The organism is Janthinobacterium lividum (assembly GCF_011601275.1).
GTDB lineage: Bacteria > Pseudomonadota > Gammaproteobacteria > Burkholderiales > Burkholderiaceae_D > Janthinobacterium > Janthinobacterium lividum_E.
In genome coordinates this window covers 73,254-99,289 of the sequence record NZ_JAAOLY010000013.1, presented here as the reverse complement: position 1 = coordinate 99,289, position 26,036 = coordinate 73,254, and the positions used below count along the sequence as shown (strand labels likewise).

Below are 26,036 nucleotides of genomic sequence, written 5' to 3'. Positions count from 1 at the left end.
ATGCAAGTGGTCAGCAAATTCAGAGCCAAAATCGTTAGCCGGCTCATTACAGGGATCGCGATGGCGAGGCTTGGCCTCAGCCTATCATCGACAACCCTCAGTATTTGGCCACATACGGGGTTTGGCGAAAACGGCAAGCGTTATCAACTTCATCAACCCGCGAGCCCGACTCGATAAGTCGCGCTAACGGGTACTTATCCTTATAATCCCACACTCACTTCAGCATCTCCACGCGTTATCCGATTACAACTACGGTGCAACCTTGATTCGCGCAGGGATGGTGCATATACATTTTTTTCCACCGAATTTGCAATTTGGCGAGGCCGGTGGAGACGCCCCTGTGTAAAATGTGCTTTTATTCTTACACTCGCAGCAGCCAGGGCCGCAGCAAAAACAATTATATATTCAAAATGAAGGACTTAGAGAGATTTCTGGGAAGACATAGTAAATGAAGAGTCAAAATGATGTTGTTCCCCCTTCAACACCCCCGGTTCAGCCGCAAGCCCAATTCGTAACGATCGCCGAGGAAGAAGCAGGCCAGCGCATCGACAACTACTTATTAAGAGTGTGCAAGGGAGTGCCTAAAAGCCACATCTACCGGATCTTGCGATCGGGAGAAGTGCGGGTTAATAAAGGCCGTATCGACCAGTTGTACCGTCTCGCCGCCGGCGACGTGGTGCGCATTCCACCCGTGCGCGTGGCCGAAAAGGCCCCCACGGGCGCGCCGGCCGCCGAATTCAAGATCATCTTCGAAGATGCGCAGCTGCTCGTCATCGACAAGCCGGCCGGCGTGGCCGTGCATGGCGGCTCGGGCGTGTCGTTTGGCGTGATCGAGCAATTGCGCGCCTCGCGCCCCGACGCCAAGTTCCTGGAACTGGTGCACCGCCTGGACCGCGACACGTCCGGCCTGCTGTTGCTGGCAAAGAAACGCACGGCGTTGACGAATTTGCACGAGCAGATGCGCGACGGCGTCACGGACAAGCGCTACCTGGTGCTGGTGGCTGGCGACTGGAAGAATGCGCGTCAGCATATCAAGTTGCCACTGCACAAATATACGACGGCCGAAGGCGAGCGCAGGGTGGCCGTGCAGGCCGATGGCCTGGCGTCGCACACGGTGTTTTCACTGTTGCATAAATATCACAACTTCGCCTTGCTGGAAGCGGAATTGAAGACGGGACGCACGCACCAGATCCGCGTGCACCTGTCTTCGTCCGGTTTCCCCATCGCCGGCGACGATAAATATGGCGACTTTGCTCTCAACCGTGCTCTGTTGAAAGCCGACAGCACGCGCGGCGCCCTGAAGCGCATGTTCCTGCACGCGCACCAGATCACGTTTACGCATCCGGAAACGGGCAAGACGATGACCCTGAATGCGCCGCTGGCTGCCGAATGCGAGCGTTTCTTGGTAAGCTTGGGCAAACCATTGGCCGTTGCCGCACGATAAGTAACCATTGCGTGCGCGCGACACTACTCATAAGGTAGTCAGTCGCCATCATTCATTCTCAAGGAGCCGGCGGCTATGTCGTCGGGAAACATGGCAAGAAAGCAATTTGATCTGATCGTCTTCGATTGGGACGGTACCTTGATAGACAGTACTTCGACCATCGTCAAGTGCATCCAGGCATCGGCCAAAGACCTCGGCTTGCCCATTCCCACCGAGTTGCTGGCCTCGCATGTGATCGGCCTGGGCTTGCAGGAAGCCATGCAGCTGGTGATGCCCGACGTGGAGCCGAAATTCCATGCGCGCATGGCCGAGCGCTACCGCTATCACTACCTGTCGCGCGACCATGAGCTGACCTTGTTTCCCGGCGTACACGAGATGCTGCAGGAACTGTCGCAGCAGGCGTATTTCCTGGCGGTGGCCACGGGCAAGAGCCGTGTCGGCCTGAACCGTTCGCTGAATGCCGTCAAGCTGCTGTCCCTGTTCGATGCGACGCGCTGCGCCGACGAAACGTTTTCCAAGCCCCATCCGGCCATGCTGCAGGAGCTGACGCGCGAATTGGGGCAAGATATGCGCCGTACCGTGATGATCGGCGACACCAGCCATGATTTATTGATGGCAAGCAATGCGGGCGCGGCCGGTATTGCCGTAGAGTATGGAGCGCATCCGGTGGCGCAGCTGCAAGCTTGCAATCCCCTGTATTCGGCCGCCACGGTGGCCGACCTGCATCAATGGCTGAGCGAGCACGCATGATGACCGACGTTGCGGAAGTGTTGATTTGTGCGGCCGATGCCGTGGCCGATGGCGGCAAGGGCGTGCGCTTTCCCGTCTCTGCCGGCGGCGAAGCGACCACGGGCTTTGTCGTGCGCCATGGCGGCAAGGCATATGGCTACCTGAACCGCTGTGCCCATGTGCCGATCGAACTGGATTGGGCGGAGGGCGAGTTTTTCGAGTCCAGCGGCTTGTACCTGATGTGTTCGACGCATGGCGCCATCTATGTGCCGGAAAGCGGCCTGTGCGCGGGCGGTCCCTGCAAGGGCGGGCGCTTGCGTCCGATCGCCGTGGCCGAGCGCGATGGCCAGCTGTACTGGCAACCCGACGAATATGTCCAGCCGCTGCCGGCCTGAGGCCGGGGCAGAACTTCTGTAATTTAAACAAAGTGAATCATGAGCGATAACACGAATGACAAGCTGGACAGCAGCGCACCAGCGGCCGGCCACGGCGTCCCCGCAGGGAACTGGGAGCGCGACGTGCTGGAAAAGCTGGTATTTGCCACTTTGCAAGAACAACGCGCGCACCGCCGCTGGAGCATCTTTTTCAAGGTCTTCGGCCTGCTCATCGTGCTGTTCGCCCTGTGGGTGTTTTATGACTACAACACGGCCGACGACAGCGAAACCCTGGGTCGCCATACGGCCCTGATCGACATCAGCGGCGCCATCGAATCCGAAGGCAGCGGCTCGGCCGCCGTCGTCATCCCTGCGCTGGACAAGGCGTTTTCCGATAGCGGCTCCGTGGCCGTGGTGCTGCATATTAATAGTCCGGGCGGCAGTCCCGTGCAGGCCGGCATGATCGTCGACGAGATGCAGCGCCTGCGCAAGGGCTATCCGGACAAGCCTTTATATGTGGTGGTCGATGAAATGTGCGCCTCGGGCGGCTATTACATCGCCGCCGCCGCCGACCGCATCTACGTCAACAAGGCCAGCGTGGTCGGCTCCATCGGCGTGCTGATGGATGGCTTCGGCTTTACGGGCGTGATGGAAAAGGTCGGCGTCGAGCGCCGTTTGCTGACGGCGGGCGAGAACAAGGGTTTCATGGACCCGTTCAGCCCCCTGACGGAAAAGCACAAGGCGTATGCGCAGAGCATGCTCAATGAAATCCACCAGCAATTCATCGAGGTGGTGCGGGCGGGACGGGGCAAGCGCCTGAAGGAAACGGCCGATACCTTCTCCGGCTTGTACTGGACGGGCGCGAAAGCCGTGGAAATGGGCCTGGCCGACGATTTCGGCACGGTCGACAGCGTGGCGCGCGACGTCGTCAAGGCGGAAGACATCGTCGACTACACGCAGCATGAAGGCTTGCCGGAACGGGTGCTGAAAAAGTTTGGCGCCGCCATGGGCGCGGGCGCCATGAAGGCGGCCGTGCAGCAGTCACAACCGGCGTTGCGCTGAGGACATCACTCTTGGCTGGCAGGCAAGCCAATCGAGAATGATTTTCAATAAGGTGGTAAATTGGCTTGAAAAAGGGGCTGCTTGGGCTATAGTGAAAGCGTAGTTCTTTTCAAGGAGGGGCGATATATCAACTATGTTGTCAGTACTAACTTGATTGGCAGGTCTTGGAACTACTCGCCGCATCGCAGATGTGGTTTTGAGTGAATTTACATTCCTCACTAAAGTCCCGATGGGGCTTGGGAACGGCGGCGCAATGCCGCCGTTTCCTTTTGTGCGTCGTCCGTGCCGGACGGGCACATGTTGCTGGATGTCGTAGTTGGGCGTGCTGGCAAGGCAGGCATGCGAGGGCAGGGCATGGCTGGCAGGTGGGCCGGGTTCAGACGGCGCAGCCGTTGCAGTGCGCGGGCAGCGTAGTTGCCTGCCGGGCCGGCGTCGCAATGGTGTTGACGCCGGAACTGATGTCGGGCGGCGTGTCCGCCATGGCGGGCGTCGTCACCTTGTCGGTTTCCGCGTCCGTATCCGCGTGGGCAAAACCGCCCAGTTCCAGCCAGCACATGAAATGGCATTGCGCTTCGGCATGCCAGTGCGTCTGGCATGCTGGCGATGGGGGCGCTTCCGCATCTTGCTGCGCAGGGGTGTTGCTCCAGCGCGCCACGCCGAGTCTGACCTTGTGCATGGCCGCCTGTTCCGCAGCGATGCGCTGGCGCATGTCGGCGATGCTGCCTTGTAAGGCGATGGTATCGGTATGCTTCATACAATGTCCTTGTGATTCGTTGTCTGGTTATTATTCCTAAAGCTCGTTAGGCGGATTCCTAACGAAGTTTCAGTCTATCAATGCGATATTCCGAGCGCTTGATATTTCTCAAAGGAATTGGCCATTTATATCGAAATCTCACCTTGTACTTTAGCTCATCTGTGCCTGCCGTCTTCGAAGGCCTGGCGCAGGGCCGCTTCACGCTGCCAGCCGCTTCTGGTAAAGTCACGCCCATGAGTAAATTATCCCTAGACCGCATCCTGCAATCGCAGGGTTTTGGCACCCGTAAATATTGTCGTTCCCTTATTGAAGATGGCGATGTCGTCATCGATGGCGTCACCCAGACCAATTACCGCACCATCGTCGAGACCGAAGGCCTGGTGCTGCACGTGTTCGACGAAGAATGGGTGTTCCGCGCGCAGCTGTACCTGGCGCTGAACAAGCCTGCCAACTTCGAATGCTCGCGCAAGCCCAGCCACCATCCTGGCGTGCTGACCCTGCTGCCGGAACAGTTCACCTGGCGCGAAGTCCAGCCCGTTGGCCGGCTCGACCACGATACGACCGGTATGCTGCTGATGTCCGACGATGGGCCGTTTATCCATGCACAATCGTCGCCGAAGCGCCACGTTCCCAAGATTTACCAGGCCACCACGCAAGAGCCCGTGACGGATGAGCTGGTGGCGCAGCTATTGGCCGGCGTGCAATTGCACGACGAGCCGGCCCCGCTGGCGGCCCTCGTCTGCGTCAAGCGCGGCGAGCACCAGCTGGAAATCGTGCTCGAGCAAGGCAAGTACCACCAGGTCAAGCGCATGCTGGCCGCCGCCGGCAACCATTGCAGCGCGCTGCACCGTTCCGCCATCGGCAGCCTGACCCTGGAATCGCTGAGCATCGCCGAAGGCGAGTGGTGCTATCTGACTCCCGAGCAGATCGCGCTGCTGGCGTAAAGCCCTTCTGATCGCCAAAGCCGGGATTTCCCGGCTTTTTGACGTCTTTAGCCTCCTATTGCCTGCATTTGACGAAGTTTCCCGCACATGAAATTAGCTACCCTGAACGATGGCACGCGCGACGGCCAGCTGGCTGTCGTCTCGCGCGACCTGAAAACGGCCCACCTGGCCGATGGCATCGCCTCGACCCTGCAAAAGGCGCTCGACGACTGGAGCTTCATCGCGCCCCAGCTCGATTTACTGTACCAGACCATCAACAGCGGCCGCGGCCATCGCGCCTTCGAGTTCGACCCGGCCAACTGCATGGCGCCCCTGCCGCGCAGCAGCCTGCGCGTGGCCGGCGCTTCTTATCTGCAACAGATCGAGCGGGCCTGCAAGGCCGCAGGCGTTGAAGCGCCGGGCAATCTGCGCGATGCGCCAAGGATGTACCAGGGGGCCAGCGATGATTTCCTTGGCGCCCACGATGACATCGCCCTGGCGCACGAGCAGTGGGGCATCGATTACGAGGCAGGCATCGCCGCCATCACGGACGACGTGGCCATGGGGTCGACGCCGGACCAGGCGCACCTGAACATCAAGCTGCTGATGCTGGTCAACGACATCACCCTGCGCAACCTGACGCCCGACGAGCAGGCCAACGGCTGCGGCTTCCTGCAAGCGAAACCGGTCATGGCCTGTTCTCCCGTGGCCATCACGCCCGACGAGCTGGGCGACGCCTGGCGCGGCGGCAAGGTGCATTACGCGCTGCGCTGCAGCCTGAACGGCAAGTTGACGGGCCAGCCCCACGCGGGCGCCGACATGGCCTTCAATTACCCCCAATTGCTCGCCCATCTGTGCCAGACGCGTAACGCGCGCGCCGGCAGCGTGGTCAGTGCGGGCGGCGTCGCCAACAAGGAAGTCAAGAAGGGCTTTTCCAGTATTGTTGAGCGACGTAACCAGGAGATGATCGCCGATGGTGTCGCCAGCACGCCATTCCTGTTGTTTGGCGATGTTGTTCGATTGGAAATGTTGGGTGACGACGGCAAATCGCTGTTTGGCGCCATCGAACAGACGGTGAAGCAGGCGGAAGCCAGGAAGTCGCGCTAAGTTTCCTAAAGGCAAACTGGAAAAGCAGGGGAATTGCCCCCCTGTTCCCCCGATGGTTTTCGCTCGCTGGAATCGATAATGCTCCATGCCCAGTCCGTATTGCGCCTAGCCAGGCTGCAGGACTTCACCGGAGTTGATTGATGTCGGAAGACAGCGACGCAGAAAAGACCGAAGCCGCGTCACCGAAGCGCCTCGAGCAGGCGCGTGAGGAAGGCGACGTTCCGCGATCGCGTGAAGTGGCCACGTTTACGGTGTTGATGGCGTCCGGCTGCTGCCTGTGGTTTGCCGGCGACGCCATCGTGCGCCGGCTGACGGCTGTCATGGTTTCCGGGCTGACCCTGGACCGGGAGCAGATACTCAATCCCGACGCGATGATGTTGCGCATAGGCTACGACGTCGGTTCGGTCTTGCTGACCTGTTTGCCGTACGCCGCGGCCATCATGCTCGTCGCCCTGGCTTCGCCCGTGCTGGTGGGCGGCTGGCTGTTCAGTTCCAAGGCGTTCACCCCCAATTTTGGCAAGCTCAACCCGATTCGCGGCCTGGGCAATATGTTTTCAAAGAATGCGCTGGTGGAATTGCTCAAGGCCATCGCCAAGACCCTCGTCGTCGGCGTCGTCGCCTGGATGGTGATGCAGCATCAGAAAGATGCCGTGCTGGGCCTGTCGGTGGAATCGCTGCGCGCCGGTTCGGCTCATCTGATCAGCCTGCTGATCACGGCCTTTTTGCTCATCGTCGGCGCGCTGGGCCTGATCGCCGCCATCGATGGTCCCTACCAGATGTGGCATTACGCCAACAAGATGAAAATGTCCCTGCAGGAAGTCAAGCAGGAGTCGAAGGAATCGGACGGCAATCCGCAGATCAAGGCGAAGATACGCCAGATGCAGCATGAAATGTCGCGCCGCCGCATGATGGCCGACGTGCCGACGGCCGACGTGGTAGTGACCAATCCTACCCACTACGCCGTGGCCTTGAAGTATGGCGAGAATTCGCGCGGCGCGCCGCAGGTGGTGGCCAAGGGCATCGACGAGGTGGCGGCGAAGATCCGCGAACTGGCCGGTGAACACAAGGTTGCCATCCTGGAAGCGCCGGCCCTGGCGCGCGCGCTGTACAAGCATACGGACATCGGCGACGAGATTCCCGAGGCGCTGTATGGCGCCGTGGCCGAAGTGCTGGCCTACGTCTTCCAGCTGCGCAGCTATGGCAGCGGCCAAGGCCAGCGCCCCGACAAGCCGAAAAAACTCGACGTGCCGCCGGAGCTCGACCCGCTCGACCCCGCATCGCAGACCAAACCCGCGGCAGACGCGGCAGACAAGAATAAAGGAAGCACACCATGAACGGCCTGACCATGCCAGCCTGGCTCAGCGGATTGAAAGGCAACGCCAGCAAGGGTATCGCCGCGCCGATCATCATCATCATGCTGCTGGCGATGATGGTGCTGCCGCTGCCCGCCTTCATCCTCGACATCTTCTTCAGCTTCAATATCGCGCTATCGATCATCGTGCTGCTGACGGCGCTGTACACGGTCAAGCCGCTCGACTTCATGGCGTTCCCGACCATCCTGCTCGTGTCGACCATGCTGCGCCTGTCGCTGAACGTGGCGTCCACGCGCGTGGTGCTGACGGAAGGCCATACGGGCGCCGATGCGGCCGGTAAAGTGATTGAAGCGTTCGGTCACTTCCTGATCGGCGGCAACTACACTGTCGGTATCGTCGTGTTTATCATTTTGACGATCATCAACTTTACCGTCGTGACGAAGGGTGCGGGCCGTATCGCCGAGGTGGGCGCCCGCTTCGCGCTGGACGCCATGCCCGGTAAACAGATGGCCATCGATGCCGACCTGAACGCCGGCCTGATCGGCGAAGACGAAGCGCGCCGCCGCCGCACGGAAGTGGCGCAGGAAGCGGAATTCTATGGCGCCATGGACGGCGCCAGCAAATACGTGCGCGGCGACGCCATCGCCGGCATCATGGTCACCGTCATCAATATCGTCGGCGGCTTGCTGGTGGGCTTGCTGCAGCACGACATGGGCTTTGCCGACGCACTGAAGAACTACACCTTGCTGGCCATCGGTGACGGTCTGGTGGCGCAGATTCCTTCGCTGATCATTTCCACGGCGGCCGGTATCGTTGTCTCGCGCGTGGCCAGCGAACAGGACATCGGCACCCAGCTGGTGGGCCAATTGTTTGCGAAACCGCAAGTACTCTATATTACTGCCGGCATCATCGGCGGCATGGGCCTGATCCCCGGCATGCCGAACATGGTCTTCATCCTGCTGGCCTCGCTGCTGGCCGGTTCCGCCTATTTGATCAGCAAGAAACGCACGCAGGAAAAAGAGGCGGCCGAAAAGCCGGCTGAAGCGCCGCAAGCAACCGTGGCGCCCGAGCAGGAAGAAGCCAGCTGGCAAGACATCATGCCCGTCGATACCCTGGGCCTGGAAGTGGGCTACCGCTTGATCCCCCTGGTCGACAAGACGCAAGGCGGCGAATTGCTCAAGCGTATCAAGGGCATCCGCAAGAAGTTCGCCCAGGAAGTGGGTTTCCTGGCGCCGCCCGTACATATCCGCGACAACCTGGAACTCAAGCCGTCCGCCTACCGCATCACCTTGAAGGGCGTGGAAGTGGGCGTGGGCGAAGCGTTCAACGGCCAGTTCCTGGCGATCAATCCCGGCATGGCCAGCGGCACCTTGCCGGGCCTGGCCACGAACGACCCCGCCTTCGGCTTGCCCGCCACGTGGATCGACGCCAGCTTGCGCGACCAGGCGCAATCGATGGGCTATACGGTCGTCGATGCGGGCACCGTGGTGGCCACGCACTTGAACCACCTGATCACTTCGCATGCGTCGGAGCTGCTGGGCCGCGCGGAAGTGCAGTCGCTGCTCGACCACCTGGGCAAGGATGCGCCGCGCCTGGTGGAAGACCTGGTGCCGAAGATGCTGTCGCTGTCGACCCTGCAAAAAGTGCTGCAGAACCTGCTGGCCGAGGGCGTGCACATCCGCGACATGCGCACCATCATCGAAACCCTGGCCGAGCACACGGTTAACACGCAAGACCCGAACGAGCTGACGGCGCTGGTACGCGTGGCCCTGGGCCGCGCCATCGTGCAGCAACTGTTCCCCGGCGCGGCCGAACTGTCCGTGATGACGCTCGACAGCCGCCTCGAGCGTTTGCTGATGCAAGCGATGGGCAATGGCGGCGACGGCGCCGGCATCGAGCCTGGCCTGGCCGACACCATCGCGCACCAGGCAGGGCTGGCCGCGCAGCAGCAGGAAGCGCTGGGCTTGACGCCGGTGCTGCTGGTGCCGGCGCCGCTGCGCGCGCTGCTGTCGCGCTTCCTGCGCCGCGCCTTGCCGCAACTCAAGGTGCTGTCGCATGCGGAAGTGCCGGAAACCAAGACGATCCGCGTCACGGCACTGGTGGGCGCGCAGTAGTTGACATGGTTAATGCCGGGGTCAGACCCGCCGGGTCTGACCCCGGCCTTCGTTTGGGTCAATAAAAGCATCAATTTCCTCCCGGCAAACTGAATAACGGGTACTTTCCCGTCCTGTTCCTTCGATCGTTTCCTGCAAGCATCGCTAATAATGGAAACTGTCCGAGTGATCTGTGTCCATGTGGAAGACAGCACTCAAGCAACAGGAGTCGATGATGGTCACACAGTTCAGCCAATATTGCGCCACCCCCGCCTTGGGAGGCCGGTCATGAATGTGAAGAAATTTACGGGCGCCTCGTCGCGCGATGCGCTGCGCAAGGTGCGCGAAGCGCTGGGCCCCGACGCCGTGATCCTGTCGAACCGCCAGGCCGACGGCGTAGTGGAAATCCTCGCGCTGGCCAATGACGATGCCGCTTCGCTCGCTTCGCCGCCGGCCGCGTCCGAAATGGCCCAGCCCCGTCCCCAGTTGCAGACCCAGTTCGCCACGCCGCAGCGTCCGGCCGCCCCGGCCCAGCGCCCGGCTGCGCCACGTCCTGCCGCGCCGCGCCAGGCTGCCTCCGAGCCAGTGGACATGGCCCGCATGCAGCAGATGATGGCCAGCGCGCTGGCGCACGTCAAAGAGAACGCCGCCGCCGAGATGAGCGGCATGATGAATGAAATCCGCGCCATGCGCGGCATGATGGAAACCCAGCTGGCGGAAATTTCGTGGGGTTCGACGCAGCAGCGCGAGCCGCAAAAAGCCGTCGTGCTGCGCGAAATGCTGGCCGCCGGTTTTTCGGCCAGCCTGGCGCGCTACCTGATCGACAAGCTGCCCGCCGGCCTCGACGGCGCGCAAAGCATGCGCTGGATCAAGACTGTCCTGAGCCGCAACCTCAATACCGTGGCCAATGAAGACGCCATGCTGGAGCAGGGCGGCGTGTTTGCCCTGGTCGGCCCGACCGGCGTCGGCAAGACCACCAGCACGGCCAAGCTGGCGGCCCGCTGCGTGATGCGCCACGGCCCGGAAAAGCTGGCCCTGATCACCACGGACGCCTATCGTATCGGCGCGCATGAACAGCTGCGCATCTACGGCAAGATCCTTGGCGTGATGGTGCATTCCGTGAAGGACGAGGCCGACTTGCGCATCGCCCTGAAAGAATTGAAGAACAAGCACACGGTGCTGATTGATACCGTAGGCGTGAGCCAGCGCGACCAGATGGTGACGGAACAGGTGGCCATGCTGTCGGGCGCTGGCGCCGACGTGAAACGCCTGCTGTGCCTGAACTCCACGGCGACCCAGGAAACCCTCAACGAAGTGGTGCGCGCATATCAAGGCAGCGGCCTGGCCGGCTGCATCATGACCAAGCTCGATGAAGCGGCCTCGATCGGCAACGTGCTCGACGTGGTGATCCGCCAGAAACTGAACCTGTTTTATGTGTCGAACGGCCAGCGCGTGCCGGAAGACCTGTACCTGGCCGACCGTGGCTACCTGATCGACCGCGCCTTCAAGCTCAAGCGCGACTCGGCGGCGACGCAGTTTTCCGATGCCGAACTGCCGCTGCTGATGGCACAGGCAGCCGCCCGCAACAATGAAGTGCGCGGGGTGCACCTTGGCTAATTTTGATTTCGACCAGGCCGAAGGCTTGCGCCGCATGCTGGCCGGTCCGCAGCCGCGCGTCATGACGTTCCTGTCGGCCACGCCGCAGGACGACAAGGGCGCCATGCTGGTCAACCTGGGCGCTTCGCTCGTCTACGGCGGCAATGACGTGCTGCTGCTCGACGCCAGCGGCGGCAGCGATGGCGTGGCTGCGCGACTGGGACTGGCGCACGGCGCCAGCCTGCGCGACGTGGCGCGCCAGCAGTGCGGCTTGAACCAGGTCATCCACCAGGTGCCGCAAGGCTTCGGCGTGGCCAGCCTGGGCGTGCGCAACCACCTGATGGACAGCATGGACTATGCGGGCGAGGATGAACTGCGCCGCCTGGGCAAGACGTTCGACGTGCTGGCGCGCCAGAGCGGCATCGTGCTGGTCGACGGCGTCGTGGCAGAAGAGGGCGCCTGCTTCCCCGTGCCCTTGATGGCGTCGTCCGATATCGTCGTGCAAGTGTCGACCAGCGCCACCTCGATCAAGGCGGCGTACTGCCTGATCAAGCGCCTGAGCCAGGAACTGGGACGCCGTCCGTTCGGCATTCTCGTCACCGGCGCTTCCGAATCCGAGGCAAAAGTGGTATACGATAATATGGCGCAGGCGGCGAGCCGTTACCTGGCCGTGAAGCTGACGTCGATGGGTTCGGTGCCTGCCGATGAGTATCTGCACCGCGCGGCGCGGCTGGGCCGCAGCGTGGTCGATGCGTTTCCGCTGGCGGGCGCCTCGGTGGCGTTTCGCGGACTGGCCGAGCGGCTGGCCCGTTCGGCGGCGCCGGTGCTTGGCGGCACCTTGTACCAGACGGGGAGCGCCCACCAGTTCAGCGCCTGAAGCCAACCGTAGCACCAGATAAGATGAGAAAACAATAAGCAGCCTATGTACACGGTCAAAGGGAAATCGAACAAGGACTATTTGCTGACGGAGCACATTCCGCTGGTAAAGCGTCTGGCGCACCATATGAAGGCGAAATTGCCGCCTTCGGTCGAGGTCGATGACCTGATCCAGGCCGGCATGATCGGCCTGCTCGATGCCATCAGCCGCTATGAAGAGACGCATGGTGCGCAGTTCGAGACGTATGCCGTGCTGCGCATCCGCGGCGCCATGCTCGACGAATTGCGCACCAGCGACTGGCTGCCGCGCAGCATGCGCCAGAACATGCGCAAGATCGAAGAGGCGATGAGCACCTTGCAGCAGCGCCTGGGCCATCCGCCGACGGAGTCGGAAGTGGCGAAACTGCTCAAGATGTCGCTGGCCGACTACCAGGAAATGCTGGGCGACGGCGGCGGCCACCAGCTCGTGTACTACGAAGACTTTCATGACCCGGACGGCAATGACAGCTTCCTCGACCGCCACTGCGTGGACGAGGACAGCGACCCCTTGCGTTCCCTGCTCGATACCGATTTCCGGCAATCCGTGATCGATGCCATCGACGCGCTGCCACCACGCGAGAAAATACTCATGGGCCTGTATTACGAAGAAGAGCTGAACCTGAAGGAGATCGGCGCGGTGATGGGCGTATCCGAATCGCGCGTCTCGCAGCTGCATACCCAGGCCGTCGCGCGCCTGCGCGCAACCTTGAGGGAGCAGGCGTGGACTGGTCCAGCGTAATCGGGCTGGCGCTGGCGCTGGCGGGCCTCCTGGTCGGCCAGGCACTGGAAGGCGGCAAGATGGCCTCCCTGCTGCAGCCGGCCGCCTTTGCCATCGTCATCATCGGCACTTTCGGCGCCGTGCTGCTGCAAACGCGGCTGCGCACCTTCGTGCGCGGCCTGGAAATGCTGCGCTGGGTCTTCCTGCCGCCGTCCGACACGCGGGCCGCGCTGGCGCGCGACATTGGCCAGTGGAGCCTGACGGCGCGCCGCGACGGCCCGCTGGCGCTCGAGCGCCTGATGGAAAACACGTTTGATCGCTTCAACGCCAAGGGCTTGCGCATGATCGTCGACGGCATCGCGCCGGACAAGCTGCGCCAGTTGCTCGACGTGGAAATCTCCGCCTACGAAATGGCCGAGCGCCAGGCCGTCAAGGTATGGGAGTCGGCGGCCGGCTATTCGCCCACCATCGGCATCCTGGGCGCCGTGCTGGGCCTGATACACGTGATGGAAAACCTCACCGATCCGAGCAAGTTGGGCAGCGGCATCGCCGTGGCGTTTGTCTCGACCATCTACGGCGTGGGCCTGGCCAACCTGCTGTTCCTGCCGGTGGCGAATAAACTCAAGGCCATCGTCTCGCGCCGCGTGCTGCAGTACGAAATCACTGCCGCCGTGCTGTACGACATCGCCACGGGCGACCATACGCGCATCATCGAAGAGCGCGTTTCCAGCCTCTTGCACGAGCATTGACCATGATGCGGCGCGCGCGCAGGAAGTATGACGAGGAACCGGACAACCAGGACCGCTGGCTGATCTCGTACGCCGACTTCATTACCCTGCTGTTCGCCTTCTTTGTTGTCATGTATGCCATTTCGCAAGTCAACGAAGGCAAATACCGCGTCTTCCAGAATGCCATCGGCCAGGCCTTCAGCCTGGAAAAGGGCGCGCCGCCCATCATCATGGAAGCGCCGCAAGCGATTCCGCTGCCGAATCCCGCCCTGAAACGCCGCACGGAAGCCATCCGCCGCGAGCGTGAACACATGACGCGCCTGGCGCAGGACCTCACGTCCACCCTGGCGCCACTGGTCAAGGAAGGCAAGGTGCGGGTCACGCAGACGAGCCGCGGCGTGAGCGTGGAAATCAATGCCAGCGTGCTGTTCGACCCGGGCGCGGCGCGCCTGACGACGGAGTCGGACCAGGCCCTGCGCGCCGTCGCCGTGCTGCTCAAGGACGATGCGCACGACGTGCAGGTGGAAGGGCATACGGACGTGCAGCCGATCAGCAATTCCAATTTTGCCTCGAACTGGGAATTGTCGGCCGCGCGCGCCAGCGCCGTGGTGCGTTTGTTCATCGCCAGCGGCGTCAAGGCGTCGCGCCTGACGGCCGTCGGTCACGCCGACAACATCCCCGTGGCGCCCAATGAAACGGCGGAAGGGCGCGCGCGCAACCGCCGGGTCGCCGTGACGATTCTCTCGGGCATCCCGGAAACGGTGACGGAAGTGCCGACGGCGCCCGTGGCGCCGGCACCGGCCAACTGAACGCCGCCGCTTGGTACAATCGCGGCCTTCTCTCTTATTATCTCTTCCTCATGAAAAGCAGCTCCCAGGGCGGTCTCGTCTATTCCACCGAAACGGGCCGCATGTGTCCCGCCTGCCGCCAGCCGCTGGCGCAATGCGCGTGCAAGGCGCAAGCCAAGGTGGCACCTGCGGGCGACGGTGTGGTGCGCGTCTCGCGCCAGACCAAGGGCCGCGGCGGCAAGAGCGTCACCGTCGTGAAGGGCTTGGCGCTGGACGCCATTGCGCTGGCCCTGCTGGGCAAGCAGCTGCGCACGCAGTGCGGCTCGGGCGGCACCGTCAAGGATGGCGTGATCGAAGTGCAGGGCGACCATGTCGACACCATCCTGGCCGCGCTGGTGAAACTGGGCCACCAGCCGAAAAAGGCTGGCGGCTAGGCGGGACGCGTACGTGCGGCACTGTTCCGTGCGCCTGTGGTAACGTGCATTTCCTTTATGCGCCACCTCATCATGAATAGCAAACTGACCGGCATCGCCATTGCCGCTGCCATCGCGGCAGTGCTGGCGCTCGTGTACTGGCCCGCGCCCGATGGCGGCGCGCCGGACACTGCCGCCACCGCTGTCGCCAGCGCGCCGCCGGGACGCAGCCTGGCGTCGTATTTGAATATCGACGCCAGCCCCGCCGCCGATGCCGCACCCGTTCCCGTGACCCTGGCCCAGCAGCTTGCGCGCCTGGCGGCCAGCGGCAAGCCGGGAGACGCGTATGCGGCCTACAACCTGATCGACGACTGCATCGTCTTCCAGCGCGAAAGCCGTTTGCCGGGGCTGGAATTCGAGCTGGGGCGCGAGATGACGGTGGAAGAAAAAACCGCCCAGCAGCAGCTGTGCGCGGGCCTGACGCAGCGCCAGCGCGAGGACCGCCTCGGCTACCTGGCCACCGCCGCGCAGGGCGGCGTGCCGGGCGCGGCCACCCTGTTCCTGTCGGAAGGCCCGTTCGGCGACCGCAGCGCGCTGCGCAACCGTCCCGACGATCCGCTGGTGCAGGCCTGGAAGCGGCAAGCCATCGCCCAGCTGACGGCGCAGGCGGACGAGGCGGAACTGACCAGCGTATCGACCCTGATGATGGCGTATCTGCGCGATGGCGACGTGGTGCAGAAAGACGCGCCGCAAGCGTATGGCTACCTGCTGGCCCTGCGCATGGTGTACAGCGATATCCTCACGCCAGGGACGACAAACCCTTACCAGGATGAATACTGGCATTGGCTGCAAAATGAATTGACGCCCGAGCAGCAGGCCGCCGCCCTCATCAAGGCGAATGGCATCGCCGCGAAATTTCGCCAGCATACGGGCCGGCCCGCGCACGGTTGAGTGCGCTGGCCCGCTCTGCATAGGCTGGCCCGTGCATGAGCCGGCGCGGACATAGACTAGACCAAATCATGCATAAGCGAACCCGTGCATAAACCAGTCCTTGCATGAGCCGCCGCGCCGACCCCATGTATGCCAGCGACGGCAGTGCTTGCAGGCGCCCGGATGCCGCTCAGGCAGTCGTCTTGCGGCGCCGTATGCTATAGCCGATCAGGCCCATTCCCGCCAGCAGCATGGCATAGGTTTCCGGTTCGGGCACGGCCGTGGTGATGGAAATGTCCAGCACGGAATCACGCACGCCGGTGCCGCTTGCCACCAGGGTGTAGGTGCCAGGTCCCAGCAAACCGTTGAAAGTGGAATGGGCAAATGCGCCCAGCACGCCGGTAAAAGTATCCGATTGCACCAAGTTATTGCTGGAGTCGAACAAGTCAATGTTGACGCCAGTCAGGCGGGGACCGAATTCGTTGGCGCCCGTGACCAGCCAGGCCGCGTTGCCCGTGAACGACTGCACGCCGGCGCCGACCGTAAACGTGGTCGTTTGCAGCAGCGAGCCGCGCTCCGTCGTGAAGGTGTCGACGAACAAGGTGTCTTGCGCCAGCAGCGGCGTGGCCACCACGGCGGTCGAGACGAGATGGTTGTAGAACACGGCTTGCGTCTCGGCCTGCGCGGCTGGCGCCAGCAGGGTGCAGCCGAGCAGCAGCGCCGCGCCAGCCTTGGTTACTGAGAGAGAGTTCATATCATGCTCCTGTGTACTTGCGATTGAAGTGGCGTGCGTCATGGCGCAGCGCAAAAGCGCAGGCTGGACGCGTGAAATGGATTAGCTATGCCTGCGGAAACGATGTTCGTGTCGGTGAGGAAAGTCCCACCTGGAGATGTGCGGCGTACGCTAGGGATTAGCATATAGTTATCATCTGCCTCAAGTTTGAGCGCGCTCAAAGGTGCGGCTTGGAAGGGATGCCGCTGTTGTTTCCGGGTGCGGCGTTCTTGAGGGAATGGCTGCTGTGCCCGTGCCTGTGCATGGCTTGCAACAATTGGCGTAGTTTGTGACTGCCGCGCCGGGCTATGATGGCCGTACATTTGCCCGTGCGGGCAAGATACGCATGAGGAGCAACACACGGATGTTGAAAACGCTGAACTTGCCAATGCCGCAACTGCCGGTCAGCCTGGCTGCCCTGCGGGCGCGCATGGCAGCGCGCCCCATGCGGGGCGCCATGTGCCTGGGCTTGTGCGCAGGCGCCGTGAATTGTCTCGTTTGCATATTGATGCTGCTGGCAGCGCTGGCACTGTTTTCGCCGGAGCAACTGGGCGGCTCCGCTTCGGCATCCCTGAAGGGCGCCGGCATGGCGACGATATTCTGGACGGTCGTCGTCTGGGCGCCGCTGTTCGAGACAATCATCGGACAGTGGCTGCCGCTTGAAGTGTTGCGCCGCTACAGGGTGCGTACCGGATACAGCCTGCTGGCCAGCGCGGCACTGTTTTCCCTGTTGCATGTCATGGGTGGCTCCGGCATTTTGCACGCCAGCATGACTTTGATTGCAGGCGGCTTCTTCGCGGCCAGCTACCTGACGGCGCGCAGCATGGGCGTGGCGCCCGCCTATGTAGCGGCGGCCACGGCGCATGCGTGCAGCAATGGCTTATTGCTGTGCTTGTCGCTGCTGTTTCCGGGTCTGGACTAGTGAACGCCGAGGGAAAACTTAGCCGATCACGACGCGCCGGCTGGCCGTGTTCGTCGTCGGTTGGCCGCTGGGGCCGTAGAAATTGCCGCTCTGGGCAGTAGGGCGCATGGCGTTCAGGGCGCCTTGCGTGTGCAGCATGTGCTTGTTGACCAGCAGACTGTTCAACCGGTTCTGTTCCTTCGCTTCGCGCGTCGTCTCGAGCAGGGCTTTCCACAGGGGCGCCGCTTCCGCTTCCCTGGCGCTGACCAGCCAGTCTTCCATGCCCGCTTCGGCTGCCGTGAAGCCGGCTGCCGCCAGCGCCTGGTGGCGTTGCGCCGCCAGCTGGCTCAATTGTCCGACGAGCGCCGTCTTGCGCGCCGTGATCTCCGTGATTGCATCGATGTCAGCCGCAACCAGATGCCGCTGTTCTTCTTTCATCAATGCCAGCAATGTGGTCATGAGCTGTTGCTCGTCGCGCAGGCTGGAAAACGGAGTCACTGATTGCATGAGGGAACCTATCTATTTCGTGAGTGCAGCAAGTCCTTGACTGTGTCGAGGAGACCGTCCGCCACTTTTTCTGAGTTGACCTGGAACTGGCCGTCGGCGATCGCCAGCTTGATGCGTTCGACTTTTTTCGTGTCGAACACGGCGCCGCTGCCGGCAGTTGCACTGGCCGCTAATGCCTGTCCTTGCGGCGACAGGCGTACATTGTCCGACGTTGTCGGTGTTGCCTGGGCTTTCTCGGCATTCCGGGCGCCGGAGGTACTCGCGGGCGCCACCGGCAGGCCGGGATTGCTTTTAATGGTGTTATCGGTAATTTTCACAGCGTGATCCTCGTCTGGTCGAAGTCAAAAAACTCCGGGATATGTGTCATTATCGGCACCTTCTCCCGAAACTTTAGTGCGCCAGACCACAATATCGCTGTCCATCCGTGTTTAAAAGGCGACCTCCACCAAGCCCCCAGCGCGCGCCACGCCGCTGATCTGCTGGCCGCTCTGCGTGCGTACCTGTACCGTCTGGCCATCGCCGGCGCTGCCGATGGCGCGTCCTTCTGATGCCACTTGGAAACCGTTGCCACTGGAAACGACACGCACCAGCTGGCCCTGCATCACCACCGGCTTGCGGCGCAGGGTGTCGAGGCGCATGGGCGTGCCGGGTGGCAAGGAAATATTCGTGCTGGCGCCCACGACCTGGGCCATGTCCGTAGCGATGCCTGCCGGCAATGCGGCCAGGTCGCCCTGCATCGTCACCAGCTGGCTGGCGTCGATGGCTTGCCCTTGCGCCAGCGGCACGGCGCTGGCCACGTAGTCGCCCACGACGGCCACGTTCGCCTGCAGATAAATAGTCCAGTTGCTGGGCGCCGTGCAGCGCACGCCCACGGTGGTCTTGCCCCAGGCGCGCGCGCCCGGCGCCATGAACGCTTGCGGCGCGGGGCAGGCGGCCAGGTTCAGGCGCGGATCGACGGCGCCGACGGTGATCGTCACCTTGCCGGGCAAGCCATTGCTTTGCACTTGCAGAAATTGTTCCACGCTGTTGCGCAGCGCTTCCGGCGTTTGCCGGCCGGCGTTTTGCGCCTGCGCCAGCAGTGGCAGGGCAGCAAGAGCAAAGAGGAAAGCAAGCGGTGTTTTCATGGTGATAGGCCTCTGGAATACTGCCATGATAGTGCGCGCGGCCCCGTTCGAAGCGCCGATTAAGGGGTAAAAGTACGGTCTGATCCGGCGATGGTCTTGCTGGTGGGCACCGTACTATGTTTCCTGTCATCACTATACCGCCATCCTTCCGCCATCTCGGGCGCCAGTGGCAGATCTTTCCGGAGCCTGACATGATAGGGAAACTCGACGATTACATGCGCTTCAACGAGACGGCGCTGAGCCTGCGCTCGACGCGCCAGGAATTGCTCGCCTCGAATATCGCCAATGCCGACACGCCCAACTACAAGGCGCGCGATGTCGATTTCGCCGCCGCCCTGAAGGGGGCGATGGCGCGCAAGGACGGCGTGCCGCCGGCCCTGAATGGCACGGCGCCGCAGCATCTGCCGGGCAAGGGCGTGGCCGCGGCTGCGGGCGCCACCGGCGGCGGCAAGGTCGAGACCCTGGCCGATGGCACGCCACTGCTGTACCGCGCGCCGGCCCAGGGCGCCGTCGATGGCAATACGGTTGACATGGACCTTGAGCGCAACGCCTTTGCCGACAACGCCATCCGCTACGAGGCGGCCGTGACGTTCCTCAACTCGCAGATCAAGGGCATGCTGACGGCCATCCAGGGAGGACAATAATCATGTCGCTATTTAATATCTTCAATGTTTCCGGTTCAGCCATGAGCGCCCAGGCGCAGCGCCTGAACACGGTGGCCAGCAATCTGGCCAATGCCGACAGCGCCACCAGCGCCACGGGCGAAGCCTACCGCGCCAAGCAGGTGGTGTTCGAAGCCGTGCCCATGGCCAACGGCGCCACGGCCGTCAAGGTGCAGAAGGTGATCGAAGATCCTTCGCCGATGAAACTGGTCTACGACCCGAAGAATCCGCTGGCCGACGAGAAGGGCTACGTCACCATGCCCAACGTCAATACCGTTGATGAAATGGTCAACATGCTGTCGGCCTCGCGCTCGTACCAGACCAATGTGGAAACCATGAACGCGGCCAAGTCGCTGCTCCTGAAAACCCTCACCCTCGGCCAATAAGGCTGACTGATCATTATGGCAACCATCGATACCAGTACCTCCAAAATCACCGACCTGATGGCGACGATGAATCCGAAGAAGACGACGGCCGAGCCAGGCAGTGTCGAAGCGGAAACGAACAAATTCCTCACCCTGCTGGTTACCCAGCTGAAAAACCAGGATCCGATGAATCCGCTGGACAATGCGCAATTGACCAGCCAGCTGGCGCAACTGTCCACGGTGACGGGCGTCAACAAGCTCAATACCACCGTGGAAAGCTTGAGGGCCAGCTACCAGCAAGCCGAATCGATGCAAGCGGCCAACATCATCGGCCATGGCGTGTTGACGGCGGGCAAGGACATCAACCTGAGCAAGAGCGCCGCGCTGCTGGGCGTGGACCTGGCCACGGCAGCCGACAAGGTCAAGGTCATCATCTACAAGGATGGCAAGGAAGTCCATTCCATCGACCTGGGCGCACAGGCGGCGGGCACCTTGCCGCTGGGCTGGAACGGTTCCACCGCCGATCTCGACAAGGACGGCAAGCCCGTCGTGCTGGCTGACGGCGCCTATACCTTCGCGGTGGAAGCCACGCGCGGCGGTACCAAGCTCAAGGATGCAACGGCGCTGATGTTCGGTTCGGTCGCCAGCGTGTCGACGGGCGCGAATGGCGTGAAATTGAATGTGCCGGGCGTGGGCAGCATCACCATGGCCGACGTGAAACAGATTCTGTAAGCCGCTTTCCCTTAGCGTGACCCTCTACCCCTAATTTCTACCAGGAGAACACAATGTCTTTCCAACAAGGCCTGAGCGGCTTGAATGGCGCCGCCAAATCGCTGGACGTCATCGGCAACAACATCGCCAACTCGTCGACCGTGGGTTTCAAGCAGTCGCAGGCCCAGTTCGCCGACATTTATGCCAACTCGCTGTATGGCGTGGGCGGCAACCAGGCGGGGATCGGCGTGTCGGTCTCGCAAATCGCCCAGCAATTCAACCAGGGTAACCTGGAATCGTCGTCGAATCCCCTCGACATCGCCATCAATGGCGCCGGCTTTTTCCGTACCAGCGTCAACGGCGCCATCCAGTACTCGCGCAATGGCCAGTTCCAGGTCGACAAGAGCGGCTTCATCGTCAACGCCCAGCTGGCGCAGCTGACCGGCTATCCGGCCGACGCCAACGGCAAGATCGTTGCCGGCGCCATCGTGCCCCTGCAGATCGACCAGTCGGACATGAAACCGCAGGCAACGACCAAGATCAGCACGGAAGTCAACCTGAATTCGAATACGGCCATGCCGACCACGGTGCCGTTCAAGACAACGGAAGAAACTTCGTTCCACAAATCGTTTCCCGTTGAAGTCTTCGATTCGCTGGGCAATTCCCACATCATGTCGAATTTCTATGTCAAGACGGGCACCAACACCTGGGATGTCTACTCGGCCATGGACGGCACGGAAGTAACCAGCATGAAGGCCGCGGCCGCCCTGCAGACGGATCCTGCCTCGCTGGCCGCGCGCGCCGCCTACCAGGCCGCCGCCACGGCCGTGCCGCTGGTGCCGGCCAATGTGACGACCGCCGCCGTCGCCTATGGCAATGCCGTCGGTGCCGCTGTCTCGGCCGCCGCCGCCGCCGCGGGCGCCACGCCGGCGCAACTGGCCGCCATCGCCGCTACCTATGGTAGCGCCGTGCCCAATGGTATCAACTCGAGCCGCACGCCCGACCAGATCGACGCCGCCGTCCGCGCCGTCACCAATGTGCCAGCCGTCAAGACCGGTTCGCTGGTCTTCAACACGGTCGGCAGCCTGGACCGGGCTGCCATGCTGGCCCTGACGCCGCCGCAAACCCTGCCCGTCACCGTCAACCTGCCGATCTTCCCGGCCACGGGCGCGAATGCGACCCTGTCGGTCCAAGTCGATTTCAGCAAGTCTTCCCAGCTGGGCACCACCACGGCGGAAAAGAAAACGGAAGCGGACGGCTACAAGGCGGGCCAGCTGAGCCAGTTCATCGTGGGCGACGACGGTGTCATCCAGGGCCAGTACAACAATGGCAAGACGCGCAGCCTGGGCCAGGTGGTGTTGAGCAACTTCGTCAACCCGAACGGCCTGGAGCCGCTGGGCAATAACGCCTGGGTGGAAAGCTCGGCTTCGGGCAAGCCTGTCACGGCCGAGCCCAAGACGGGCAACCTGGGCAACTTGCGCGCCTCGTCGGTGGAAGTGTCGAACGTCGATCTGACGGCGGAACTGGTCAACATGATTACGGCCCAGCGCGCCTACCAGGCGAATGCGCAGACCATCAAGACGCAGGATTCTGTTTTGCAAACCTTAGTCAACCTCCGCTAATAAGTTGACCGGGGGCGTATGCCCCCGATTTTATTGTTGGTTTGGGAGAAATAAAAAATGGACCGTCTCATCTACACCGCCGGCTCGGGCGCCAAGCACATCCTCGACAAGCAGGCGACCACGGCGAACAACCTGGCGAACGCCACCAGTACGGGTTTCCGTGCCCAGCTCGACTCGTTCCGCGCCGTGCCCGTGGTGGCCGACGGCATGATGCCGACGCGCGCCTTTGTTGTCGATTCGACGGTCGGTTCCGATTTCACGCAAGGTCCGATGCAGCACACGGGCCGCGCGCTCGACGTGGCCGTGGAAAACGCGGGCTGGATCGCGGTGCAGTCGGCCGACGGTTCCGAAGCCTACACGCGCAACGGCGCCTTGAAACTCAATGAAAACGGCATGCTGCAGACGCAGTCGGGCCTGATGGTGCAGGGCGATACGGGGCCCATGGCCATTCCGCCCGGCGTGACGGTGGCCATCGCCAGCGACGGCACGGTGGGCACGATTTCCACGGACGTGCCGCCAGGCCCATCGACGGTGCTGGGACGCATCAAGCTGGTCAATCCGCCCGAGCAGCAACTGGTGCGCGGCGACGACGGCCTGTTCCGCCTGAAAGACGGCACGGTGGCGCAGGCCGACCAGGCCGTCAAGCTGACTACCGGTGCGCTGGAAGGCAGCAATGTCAGCCCCGTCGACTCCATGGTCAGCATGATCGCCCTGGCGCGCCAGTTCGAAACGCAAATGAGCCTGTTGAAGAATGCCGAGAATAACGCGGCGAAAGCCACCCAGATCCTCGCTTTGAATTGATGGGGGCGCCCGCATAATGGTCACATAGAAATTGTCTACAGGGCTGGTTAGCGCTGTTATTGGAGAAAAATCATGATTCGTTCCCTTTGGATTGCCAAGACCGGCCTGGAAGCGCAGCAGACGCAGATGGACGTGATCGCCAATAACCTGGCCAACGTCAGCACCACGGGCTTCAAGAAGTCGCGCGCCGTGTTTGAAGACTTGCTGTATCAAAATGTGCGCCAGCCTGGCGCGCAATCGTCGCAGCAGACCCAGCTGCCATCGGGCTTGCAGATCGGCACGGGCGTACGCACCGTGGCCACCGAACGCATCCATACGCAGGGCAATCCCCAGGCATCGGGCAATTCGCGCGACGTGATGGTCAACGGCACGGGCTTTTTCCAGGTGCTGATGCCGGACGGCGCTACCGCCTACACGCGCGACGGCTCGTTCCAGACGGATGCCAACGGCCAGCTCGTCACTTCCGAAGGTTTCGTCATCCAGCCGGCCATCACCGTGCCGACCAATGCGCTGAGCCTGACCGTGGCGCGCGACGGCACCGTGTCCGTCACCTTGCCCGACACGGTTGCGCCATCGCAGATCGGCTCGCTGCAGCTGACCACCTTCGTCAATCCGGCCGGCCTGGAATCGAAAGGCGAAAACCTGTACATGGAAACGGGCGCCTCGGGCGTGGCGCAAACCAACACCCCGGGCACCAACGGCGCCGGCGTGCTGATGCAGGGTTATATCGAAACGTCGAACGTCAACGTGGCCGAGGAAATGGTCAACATGATCCAGACGCAGCGCGCCTACGAGATCAACAGCAAGGCCATCACCACATCCGATCAAATGCTGCAGAAATTGTCGCAACTTTAATTTTCATAGTCGTCATGCCATCCGCCGCCGGATGGCAGCGGAGGTTCGCCATGCAATACCCCATCATCGCTTTGCTCTCTGCAGTCCTGCTGTCCGGCTGCGCCATCACGCCTACGTCCATCGTGCAATATCCCACCACCACGCGCGCGCCGATGCCGGAACCCGTGGTCGTCAACAATGGCTCCATCTACCAGCCGTCGACCTACCGTCCCGCCTTCGAAGACCGCCGCGCGCGCCACGTGGGCGACACCATGACGATCGCCATCACCGAGCGCACGAACGCCGTCAAGGCGGGCGCCAGTTCCGGCAACAAGTCGGGCAGCGTGGGCTTCAGCACGCCAGGCATGCTGCAGGGCCGCCTGGGCGGCACCGTGGCGGCGAATGGCGCGACGAAATTTGCCGATGGCGACAACCAGTCCGCCAGCAATACCTTTTCCGGCGTGATCGGCGTGACGGTGATTGAAGTGCTGCCGAACGGCAACCTGATCGTCGCCGGCGAGAAACAGATCGCCATGAACAAGGGCACGGAATTCATCCGCTTCTCGGGCATGGTCAATCCGGATACTATCGGCACGGGCAACGTCGTGCCATCGACCCAAGTGGCCGATGCGCGCGTCGAATACCGCACCAACAGCCAGATCGACCGCGCCGAAATGGCCTCGATGGCGTCGCGCTTCTTCCTCAGCCTGCTGCCGTTCTGATCATGGCGACCGTGACCTTTCCCCGCTTGCTGGCCATCTGCGGCCTGGCTCTCTCCCTGCTGGCGCCTGCGGCGCAAGCCGAGCGCATCAAGGACCTGGCCAGCATCGCCGGCGTGCGCCAGAATCAACTGATGGGCTATGGCCTCGTCGTCGGCCTCGATGGCAGCGGCGACCAGACCACGCAAACCCCGTTTACCATCCAGAGCGTGGCGGCCATGCTGCAGCAGCAAGGCATCAATTTGCCGCAAGGCACCAGTTTGCAGCTGAAAAACGTGGCCGCCGTGATGGTGACGACGGCCTTGCCCGCGTTTGCCCAGCCAGGCCAGTTGCTCGATGTGACGGTGTCGTCGATGGGCAATGCGAAAAGCTTGCGCGGCGGCACTTTATTGATGACGCCATTGAAGGGCGCCGACGGCCAGGTGTACGGCATGGCGCAGGGCAACGTGCTCGTGGGCGGCGTGGGCGCGCAGGCGGCCGGCAGCTCGGTCGTCATCAATCACTTGAGCGTTGGGCGCATCTCGGGCGGCGCGACCGTCGAGCGCAGCGTGCCTTCGGCGCTGGGCGCCAACAACACGATCCGCCTGGAATTGAACGCCACCGATTTCGCCACCGCCAGCCGCGTGGTCGACGCCATCAACAGCCGCTACGGCGCGGGCACGGCCGCCGCGCTCGATGGCCGCGTGATCCAGGTGCAGTCGCCGGGCGGCAGCGACCAGCGCGTGTCCTTCCTGGGCCAGCTGGAAAGCATCGAAGTCAATCCGGCCCGCCTGGCGGCCAAGGTCATCATGAATGCGCGCACCGGTTCCGTCGTGATGAACCAGTCCGTCACCCTGGAAACATGTGCCATTTCGCACGGCAACCTGTCCGTCACCATCAATGTCGAGCCGCAGGTGAGCCAGCCGCCGCCATTGTCGGGCGGGCGCACGGTGGTCACGCAGACGGCGCAGATCGATATCAAGAAAGAGCCGGGCAAGGTCATGCTGGTCAAGGGCGGCGCCTCGCTGTCCGAGGTGGTGAAAGCCCTGAACGCCATCGGCGCCTCGCCGCAAGACTTGCTGGCCATCCTGCAGGCGATGAAGGCGGCCGGTTCGCTGCGCGCCGAACTTGAAATCATTTGATGGACACGCC

29 protein-coding genes are annotated in these 26,036 nt (G+C 62.6%); 24 read left to right on the top strand and 5 right to left on the bottom strand.

Going from position 1 to position 26,036, the window contains the following annotated elements; translation table 11 throughout:
• Window positions 1-448: 448 nt before the first annotated feature.
• The 4 genes from GYK42_RS19660 (at window position 449) to GYK42_RS19645 (ending at window position 3,609) form a co-directional block, all read left to right on the top strand.
• Window positions 449-1,444, top strand: a complete 996-nt coding sequence (locus GYK42_RS19660) for an RluA family pseudouridine synthase (protein ID WP_034754116.1) — start codon at window positions 449-451, stop codon at window positions 1,442-1,444.
• A gap of 90 nt (window positions 1,445-1,534) precedes the next feature.
• Complete coding sequence (locus GYK42_RS19655) at window positions 1,535-2,194, top strand: HAD-IIIA family hydrolase (protein ID WP_046685951.1); 660 nt, start codon at window positions 1,535-1,537, stop codon at window positions 2,192-2,194.
• Window positions 2,191-2,568, top strand: a complete 378-nt coding sequence (locus tag GYK42_RS19650; RefSeq protein ID WP_181878030.1) for a Rieske (2Fe-2S) protein — start codon at window positions 2,191-2,193, stop codon at window positions 2,566-2,568. The genes GYK42_RS19655 and GYK42_RS19650 overlap by 4 nt, the downstream gene beginning before the upstream one ends.
• Window positions 2,569-2,607: 39 nt before the next feature.
• A complete protein-coding gene (locus GYK42_RS19645; protein ID WP_046685950.1) occupies window positions 2,608-3,609 on the top strand; it encodes a S49 family peptidase in 1,002 nt (333 codons plus the stop codon).
• A gap of 376 nt (window positions 3,610-3,985) precedes the next feature.
• Here GYK42_RS19645 and GYK42_RS19640 read toward each other — a convergent pair whose 3' ends face one another.
• Complete coding sequence (locus tag GYK42_RS19640) at window positions 3,986-4,363, bottom strand: hypothetical protein (protein ID WP_166448863.1); 378 nt, start codon at window positions 4,361-4,363, stop codon at window positions 3,986-3,988.
• Between the two features lie 233 nt (window positions 4,364-4,596).
• On the opposite strand from GYK42_RS19640, the gene GYK42_RS19635 reads away from it, so the two are divergent.
• The 11 genes from GYK42_RS19635 (at window position 4,597) to GYK42_RS19585 (ending at window position 15,908) form a co-directional block, all read left to right on the top strand.
• Complete coding sequence (locus tag GYK42_RS19635) at window positions 4,597-5,307, top strand: pseudouridine synthase (RefSeq protein WP_166448862.1); 711 nt, start codon at window positions 4,597-4,599, stop codon at window positions 5,305-5,307.
• An 87-nt stretch (window positions 5,308-5,394) separates the two neighbouring features.
• Window positions 5,395-6,393 (top strand): fumarylacetoacetate hydrolase family protein, encoded by a 999-nt coding sequence (locus GYK42_RS19630; protein ID WP_166448861.1) that lies wholly within the window; start codon window positions 5,395-5,397, stop codon window positions 6,391-6,393.
• A gap of 140 nt (window positions 6,394-6,533) precedes the next feature.
• Complete coding sequence (gene flhB, locus GYK42_RS19625; RefSeq protein WP_166448860.1) at window positions 6,534-7,727, top strand: flagellar biosynthesis protein FlhB; 1,194 nt, start codon at window positions 6,534-6,536, stop codon at window positions 7,725-7,727.
• Window positions 7,724-9,820, top strand: coding sequence for a flagellar biosynthesis protein FlhA (flhA, locus tag GYK42_RS19620; protein WP_058049002.1), 2,097 nt, complete (start codon window positions 7,724-7,726; stop codon window positions 9,818-9,820). The genes flhB and flhA overlap by 4 nt, the downstream gene beginning before the upstream one ends.
• Before the next feature lie 267 nt (window positions 9,821-10,087).
• The gene (flhF, locus tag GYK42_RS19615) at window positions 10,088-11,416 is read left to right on the top strand and encodes a flagellar biosynthesis protein FlhF (protein WP_166448859.1); all 1,329 of its coding nucleotides are present in this window, start codon (window positions 10,088-10,090) and stop codon (window positions 11,414-11,416) included.
• Window positions 11,409-12,272, top strand: a complete 864-nt coding sequence (locus GYK42_RS19610; protein WP_166448858.1) for a MinD/ParA family ATP-binding protein — start codon at window positions 11,409-11,411, stop codon at window positions 12,270-12,272. Before flhF ends, GYK42_RS19610 begins: the two co-directional genes overlap by 8 nt.
• 45 nt (window positions 12,273-12,317) lie before the next feature.
• Window positions 12,318-13,049 (top strand): RNA polymerase sigma factor FliA, encoded by a 732-nt coding sequence (locus GYK42_RS19605; RefSeq protein WP_010400804.1) that lies wholly within the window; start codon window positions 12,318-12,320, stop codon window positions 13,047-13,049.
• Complete coding sequence (locus tag GYK42_RS19600; RefSeq protein ID WP_166448857.1) at window positions 13,031-13,777, top strand: flagellar motor protein; 747 nt, start codon at window positions 13,031-13,033, stop codon at window positions 13,775-13,777. The genes GYK42_RS19605 and GYK42_RS19600 overlap by 19 nt, the downstream gene beginning before the upstream one ends.
• 5 nt (window positions 13,778-13,782) lie before the next feature.
• Window positions 13,783-14,565: a flagellar motor protein MotD gene (motD, locus tag GYK42_RS19595; RefSeq protein ID WP_166448943.1), complete on the top strand. Its 783-nt coding sequence runs from the start codon at window positions 13,783-13,785 to the stop codon at window positions 14,563-14,565.
• 50 nt (window positions 14,566-14,615) lie between these two features.
• Entirely contained in the window at window positions 14,616-14,978 is a 363-nt protein-coding gene (locus GYK42_RS19590; RefSeq protein WP_166448856.1) for a translation initiation factor Sui1, read from the top strand.
• 72 nt (window positions 14,979-15,050) lie between these two features.
• Window positions 15,051-15,908, top strand: a complete 858-nt coding sequence (locus tag GYK42_RS19585; protein WP_166448855.1) for a hypothetical protein — start codon at window positions 15,051-15,053, stop codon at window positions 15,906-15,908.
• A gap of 169 nt (window positions 15,909-16,077) precedes the next feature.
• Here the strand turns inward: GYK42_RS19585 and GYK42_RS19580 are convergent, their stop codons facing one another.
• Window positions 16,078-16,641, bottom strand: coding sequence for an FxDxF family PEP-CTERM protein (locus tag GYK42_RS19580; RefSeq protein WP_052755940.1), 564 nt, complete (start codon window positions 16,639-16,641; stop codon window positions 16,078-16,080).
• Window positions 16,642-17,023: 382 nt separating this feature from the next.
• On the opposite strand from GYK42_RS19580, the gene GYK42_RS19575 reads away from it, so the two are divergent.
• Window positions 17,024-17,581 (top strand): CPBP family glutamic-type intramembrane protease, encoded by a 558-nt coding sequence (locus tag GYK42_RS19575; protein ID WP_166448854.1) that lies wholly within the window; start codon window positions 17,024-17,026, stop codon window positions 17,579-17,581.
• Between the two features lie 18 nt (window positions 17,582-17,599).
• On the opposite strand, the gene GYK42_RS19570 is transcribed toward GYK42_RS19575, so the two are convergent.
• From GYK42_RS19570 to flgA, 3 genes are all read right to left on the bottom strand, one after another.
• On the bottom strand, window positions 17,600-18,067 hold the full coding sequence (locus tag GYK42_RS19570; protein ID WP_166448853.1) for a flagella synthesis protein FlgN: 468 nt from the start codon (window positions 18,065-18,067) through the stop codon (window positions 17,600-17,602).
• Between the two features lie 8 nt (window positions 18,068-18,075).
• The gene (flgM, locus tag GYK42_RS19565; protein ID WP_034787161.1) at window positions 18,076-18,384 is read right to left on the bottom strand and encodes a flagellar biosynthesis anti-sigma factor FlgM; all 309 of its coding nucleotides are present in this window, start codon (window positions 18,382-18,384) and stop codon (window positions 18,076-18,078) included.
• Window positions 18,385-18,495: 111 nt separating this feature from the next.
• Window positions 18,496-19,191, bottom strand: coding sequence for a flagellar basal body P-ring formation chaperone FlgA (gene flgA / locus GYK42_RS19560; protein WP_046685940.1), 696 nt, complete (start codon window positions 19,189-19,191; stop codon window positions 18,496-18,498).
• A gap of 191 nt (window positions 19,192-19,382) precedes the next feature.
• Here flgA and flgB point away from each other — a divergent pair, with 191 nt between their 5' ends.
• The 8 genes from flgB to GYK42_RS19520 all read left to right on the top strand — a co-directional run bounded on the left by flgB (window position 19,383) and on the right by GYK42_RS19520 (window position 26,026).
• Window positions 19,383-19,835 carry a flagellar basal body rod protein FlgB gene (gene flgB / locus GYK42_RS19555; RefSeq protein WP_166448852.1) on the top strand — a complete coding sequence of 151 codons (453 nt, stop codon included), beginning with the start codon at window positions 19,383-19,385 and terminating at the stop codon, window positions 19,833-19,835.
• A gap of 2 nt (window positions 19,836-19,837) precedes the next feature.
• Window positions 19,838-20,239, top strand: a complete 402-nt coding sequence (gene flgC / locus GYK42_RS19550; protein WP_071075845.1) for a flagellar basal body rod protein FlgC — start codon at window positions 19,838-19,840, stop codon at window positions 20,237-20,239.
• Between the two features lie 15 nt (window positions 20,240-20,254).
• Window positions 20,255-20,950 (top strand): flagellar hook assembly protein FlgD, encoded by a 696-nt coding sequence (locus GYK42_RS19545; protein WP_166448851.1) that lies wholly within the window; start codon window positions 20,255-20,257, stop codon window positions 20,948-20,950.
• 53 nt (window positions 20,951-21,003) lie between these two features.
• A complete protein-coding gene (locus GYK42_RS19540) occupies window positions 21,004-22,551 on the top strand; it encodes a flagellar hook protein FlgE (protein WP_166448850.1) in 1,548 nt (515 codons plus the stop codon).
• Window positions 22,552-22,608: 57 nt separating this feature from the next.
• Complete coding sequence (locus tag GYK42_RS19535) at window positions 22,609-23,352, top strand: flagellar basal body rod protein FlgF (RefSeq protein WP_046685936.1); 744 nt, start codon at window positions 22,609-22,611, stop codon at window positions 23,350-23,352.
• Between the two features lie 72 nt (window positions 23,353-23,424).
• The gene (gene flgG / locus GYK42_RS19530) at window positions 23,425-24,207 is read left to right on the top strand and encodes a flagellar basal-body rod protein FlgG (protein WP_034754070.1); all 783 of its coding nucleotides are present in this window, start codon (window positions 23,425-23,427) and stop codon (window positions 24,205-24,207) included.
• A gap of 50 nt (window positions 24,208-24,257) precedes the next feature.
• A complete protein-coding gene (locus GYK42_RS19525; protein WP_166448849.1) occupies window positions 24,258-24,908 on the top strand; it encodes a flagellar basal body L-ring protein FlgH in 651 nt (216 codons plus the stop codon).
• A gap of 2 nt (window positions 24,909-24,910) precedes the next feature.
• Window positions 24,911-26,026 carry a flagellar basal body P-ring protein FlgI gene (locus GYK42_RS19520; protein ID WP_166448848.1) on the top strand — a complete coding sequence of 372 codons (1,116 nt, stop codon included), beginning with the start codon at window positions 24,911-24,913 and terminating at the stop codon, window positions 26,024-26,026.
• Window positions 26,027-26,036: the final 10 nt, after the last annotated feature.

Excerpts from the sequence above, each read along its gene's own strand:
- GYK42_RS19575 (WP_166448854.1), top strand. The coding sequence starts at position 17,024 with ATGTTGAAAACGCTGAACTTGCCAATGCCGCAACTGCCGGTCAGCCTG.
- GYK42_RS19580 (WP_052755940.1), bottom strand. The coding sequence starts at position 16,641 with ATGAACTCTCTCTCAGTAACCAAGGCTGGCGCGGCGCTGCTGCTCGGC.
- flhA (WP_058049002.1), top strand. The coding sequence starts at position 7,724 with ATGAACGGCCTGACCATGCCAGCCTGGCTCAGCGGATTGAAAGGCAAC.
- GYK42_RS19590 (WP_166448856.1), top strand. The coding sequence starts at position 14,616 with ATGAAAAGCAGCTCCCAGGGCGGTCTCGTCTATTCCACCGAAACGGGC.
- GYK42_RS19640 (WP_166448863.1), bottom strand. The coding sequence starts at position 4,363 with ATGAAGCATACCGATACCATCGCCTTACAAGGCAGCATCGCCGACATG.
- GYK42_RS19535 (WP_046685936.1), top strand. The coding sequence starts at position 22,609 with ATGGACCGTCTCATCTACACCGCCGGCTCGGGCGCCAAGCACATCCTC.
- GYK42_RS19540 (WP_166448850.1), top strand. The coding sequence starts at position 21,004 with ATGTCTTTCCAACAAGGCCTGAGCGGCTTGAATGGCGCCGCCAAATCG.
- flgC (WP_071075845.1), top strand. The coding sequence starts at position 19,838 with ATGTCGCTATTTAATATCTTCAATGTTTCCGGTTCAGCCATGAGCGCC.
- GYK42_RS19520 (WP_166448848.1), top strand. The coding sequence starts at position 24,911 with ATGGCGACCGTGACCTTTCCCCGCTTGCTGGCCATCTGCGGCCTGGCT.
- flgG (WP_034754070.1), top strand. The coding sequence starts at position 23,425 with ATGATTCGTTCCCTTTGGATTGCCAAGACCGGCCTGGAAGCGCAGCAG.
- motD (WP_166448943.1), top strand. The coding sequence starts at position 13,783 with ATGCGGCGCGCGCGCAGGAAGTATGACGAGGAACCGGACAACCAGGAC.
- flgB (WP_166448852.1), top strand. The coding sequence starts at position 19,383 with ATGATAGGGAAACTCGACGATTACATGCGCTTCAACGAGACGGCGCTG.
- GYK42_RS19545 (WP_166448851.1), top strand. The coding sequence starts at position 20,255 with ATGGCAACCATCGATACCAGTACCTCCAAAATCACCGACCTGATGGCG.
- GYK42_RS19525 (WP_166448849.1), top strand. The coding sequence starts at position 24,258 with ATGCAATACCCCATCATCGCTTTGCTCTCTGCAGTCCTGCTGTCCGGC.
- GYK42_RS19650 (WP_181878030.1), top strand. The coding sequence starts at position 2,191 with ATGATGACCGACGTTGCGGAAGTGTTGATTTGTGCGGCCGATGCCGTG.
- GYK42_RS19660 (WP_034754116.1), top strand. The coding sequence starts at position 449 with ATGAAGAGTCAAAATGATGTTGTTCCCCCTTCAACACCCCCGGTTCAG.
- GYK42_RS19605 (WP_010400804.1), top strand. The coding sequence starts at position 12,318 with ATGTACACGGTCAAAGGGAAATCGAACAAGGACTATTTGCTGACGGAG.
- GYK42_RS19635 (WP_166448862.1), top strand. The coding sequence starts at position 4,597 with ATGAGTAAATTATCCCTAGACCGCATCCTGCAATCGCAGGGTTTTGGC.
- GYK42_RS19585 (WP_166448855.1), top strand. The coding sequence starts at position 15,051 with ATGAATAGCAAACTGACCGGCATCGCCATTGCCGCTGCCATCGCGGCA.
- flgA (WP_046685940.1), bottom strand. The coding sequence starts at position 19,191 with ATGAAAACACCGCTTGCTTTCCTCTTTGCTCTTGCTGCCCTGCCACTG.
- GYK42_RS19570 (WP_166448853.1), bottom strand. The coding sequence starts at position 18,067 with ATGCAATCAGTGACTCCGTTTTCCAGCCTGCGCGACGAGCAACAGCTC.
- flhF (WP_166448859.1), top strand. The coding sequence starts at position 10,088 with ATGAATGTGAAGAAATTTACGGGCGCCTCGTCGCGCGATGCGCTGCGC.
- GYK42_RS19655 (WP_046685951.1), top strand. The coding sequence starts at position 1,535 with ATGGCAAGAAAGCAATTTGATCTGATCGTCTTCGATTGGGACGGTACC.
- flhB (WP_166448860.1), top strand. The coding sequence starts at position 6,534 with ATGTCGGAAGACAGCGACGCAGAAAAGACCGAAGCCGCGTCACCGAAG.
- GYK42_RS19645 (WP_046685950.1), top strand. The coding sequence starts at position 2,608 with ATGAGCGATAACACGAATGACAAGCTGGACAGCAGCGCACCAGCGGCC.
- GYK42_RS19630 (WP_166448861.1), top strand. The coding sequence starts at position 5,395 with ATGAAATTAGCTACCCTGAACGATGGCACGCGCGACGGCCAGCTGGCT.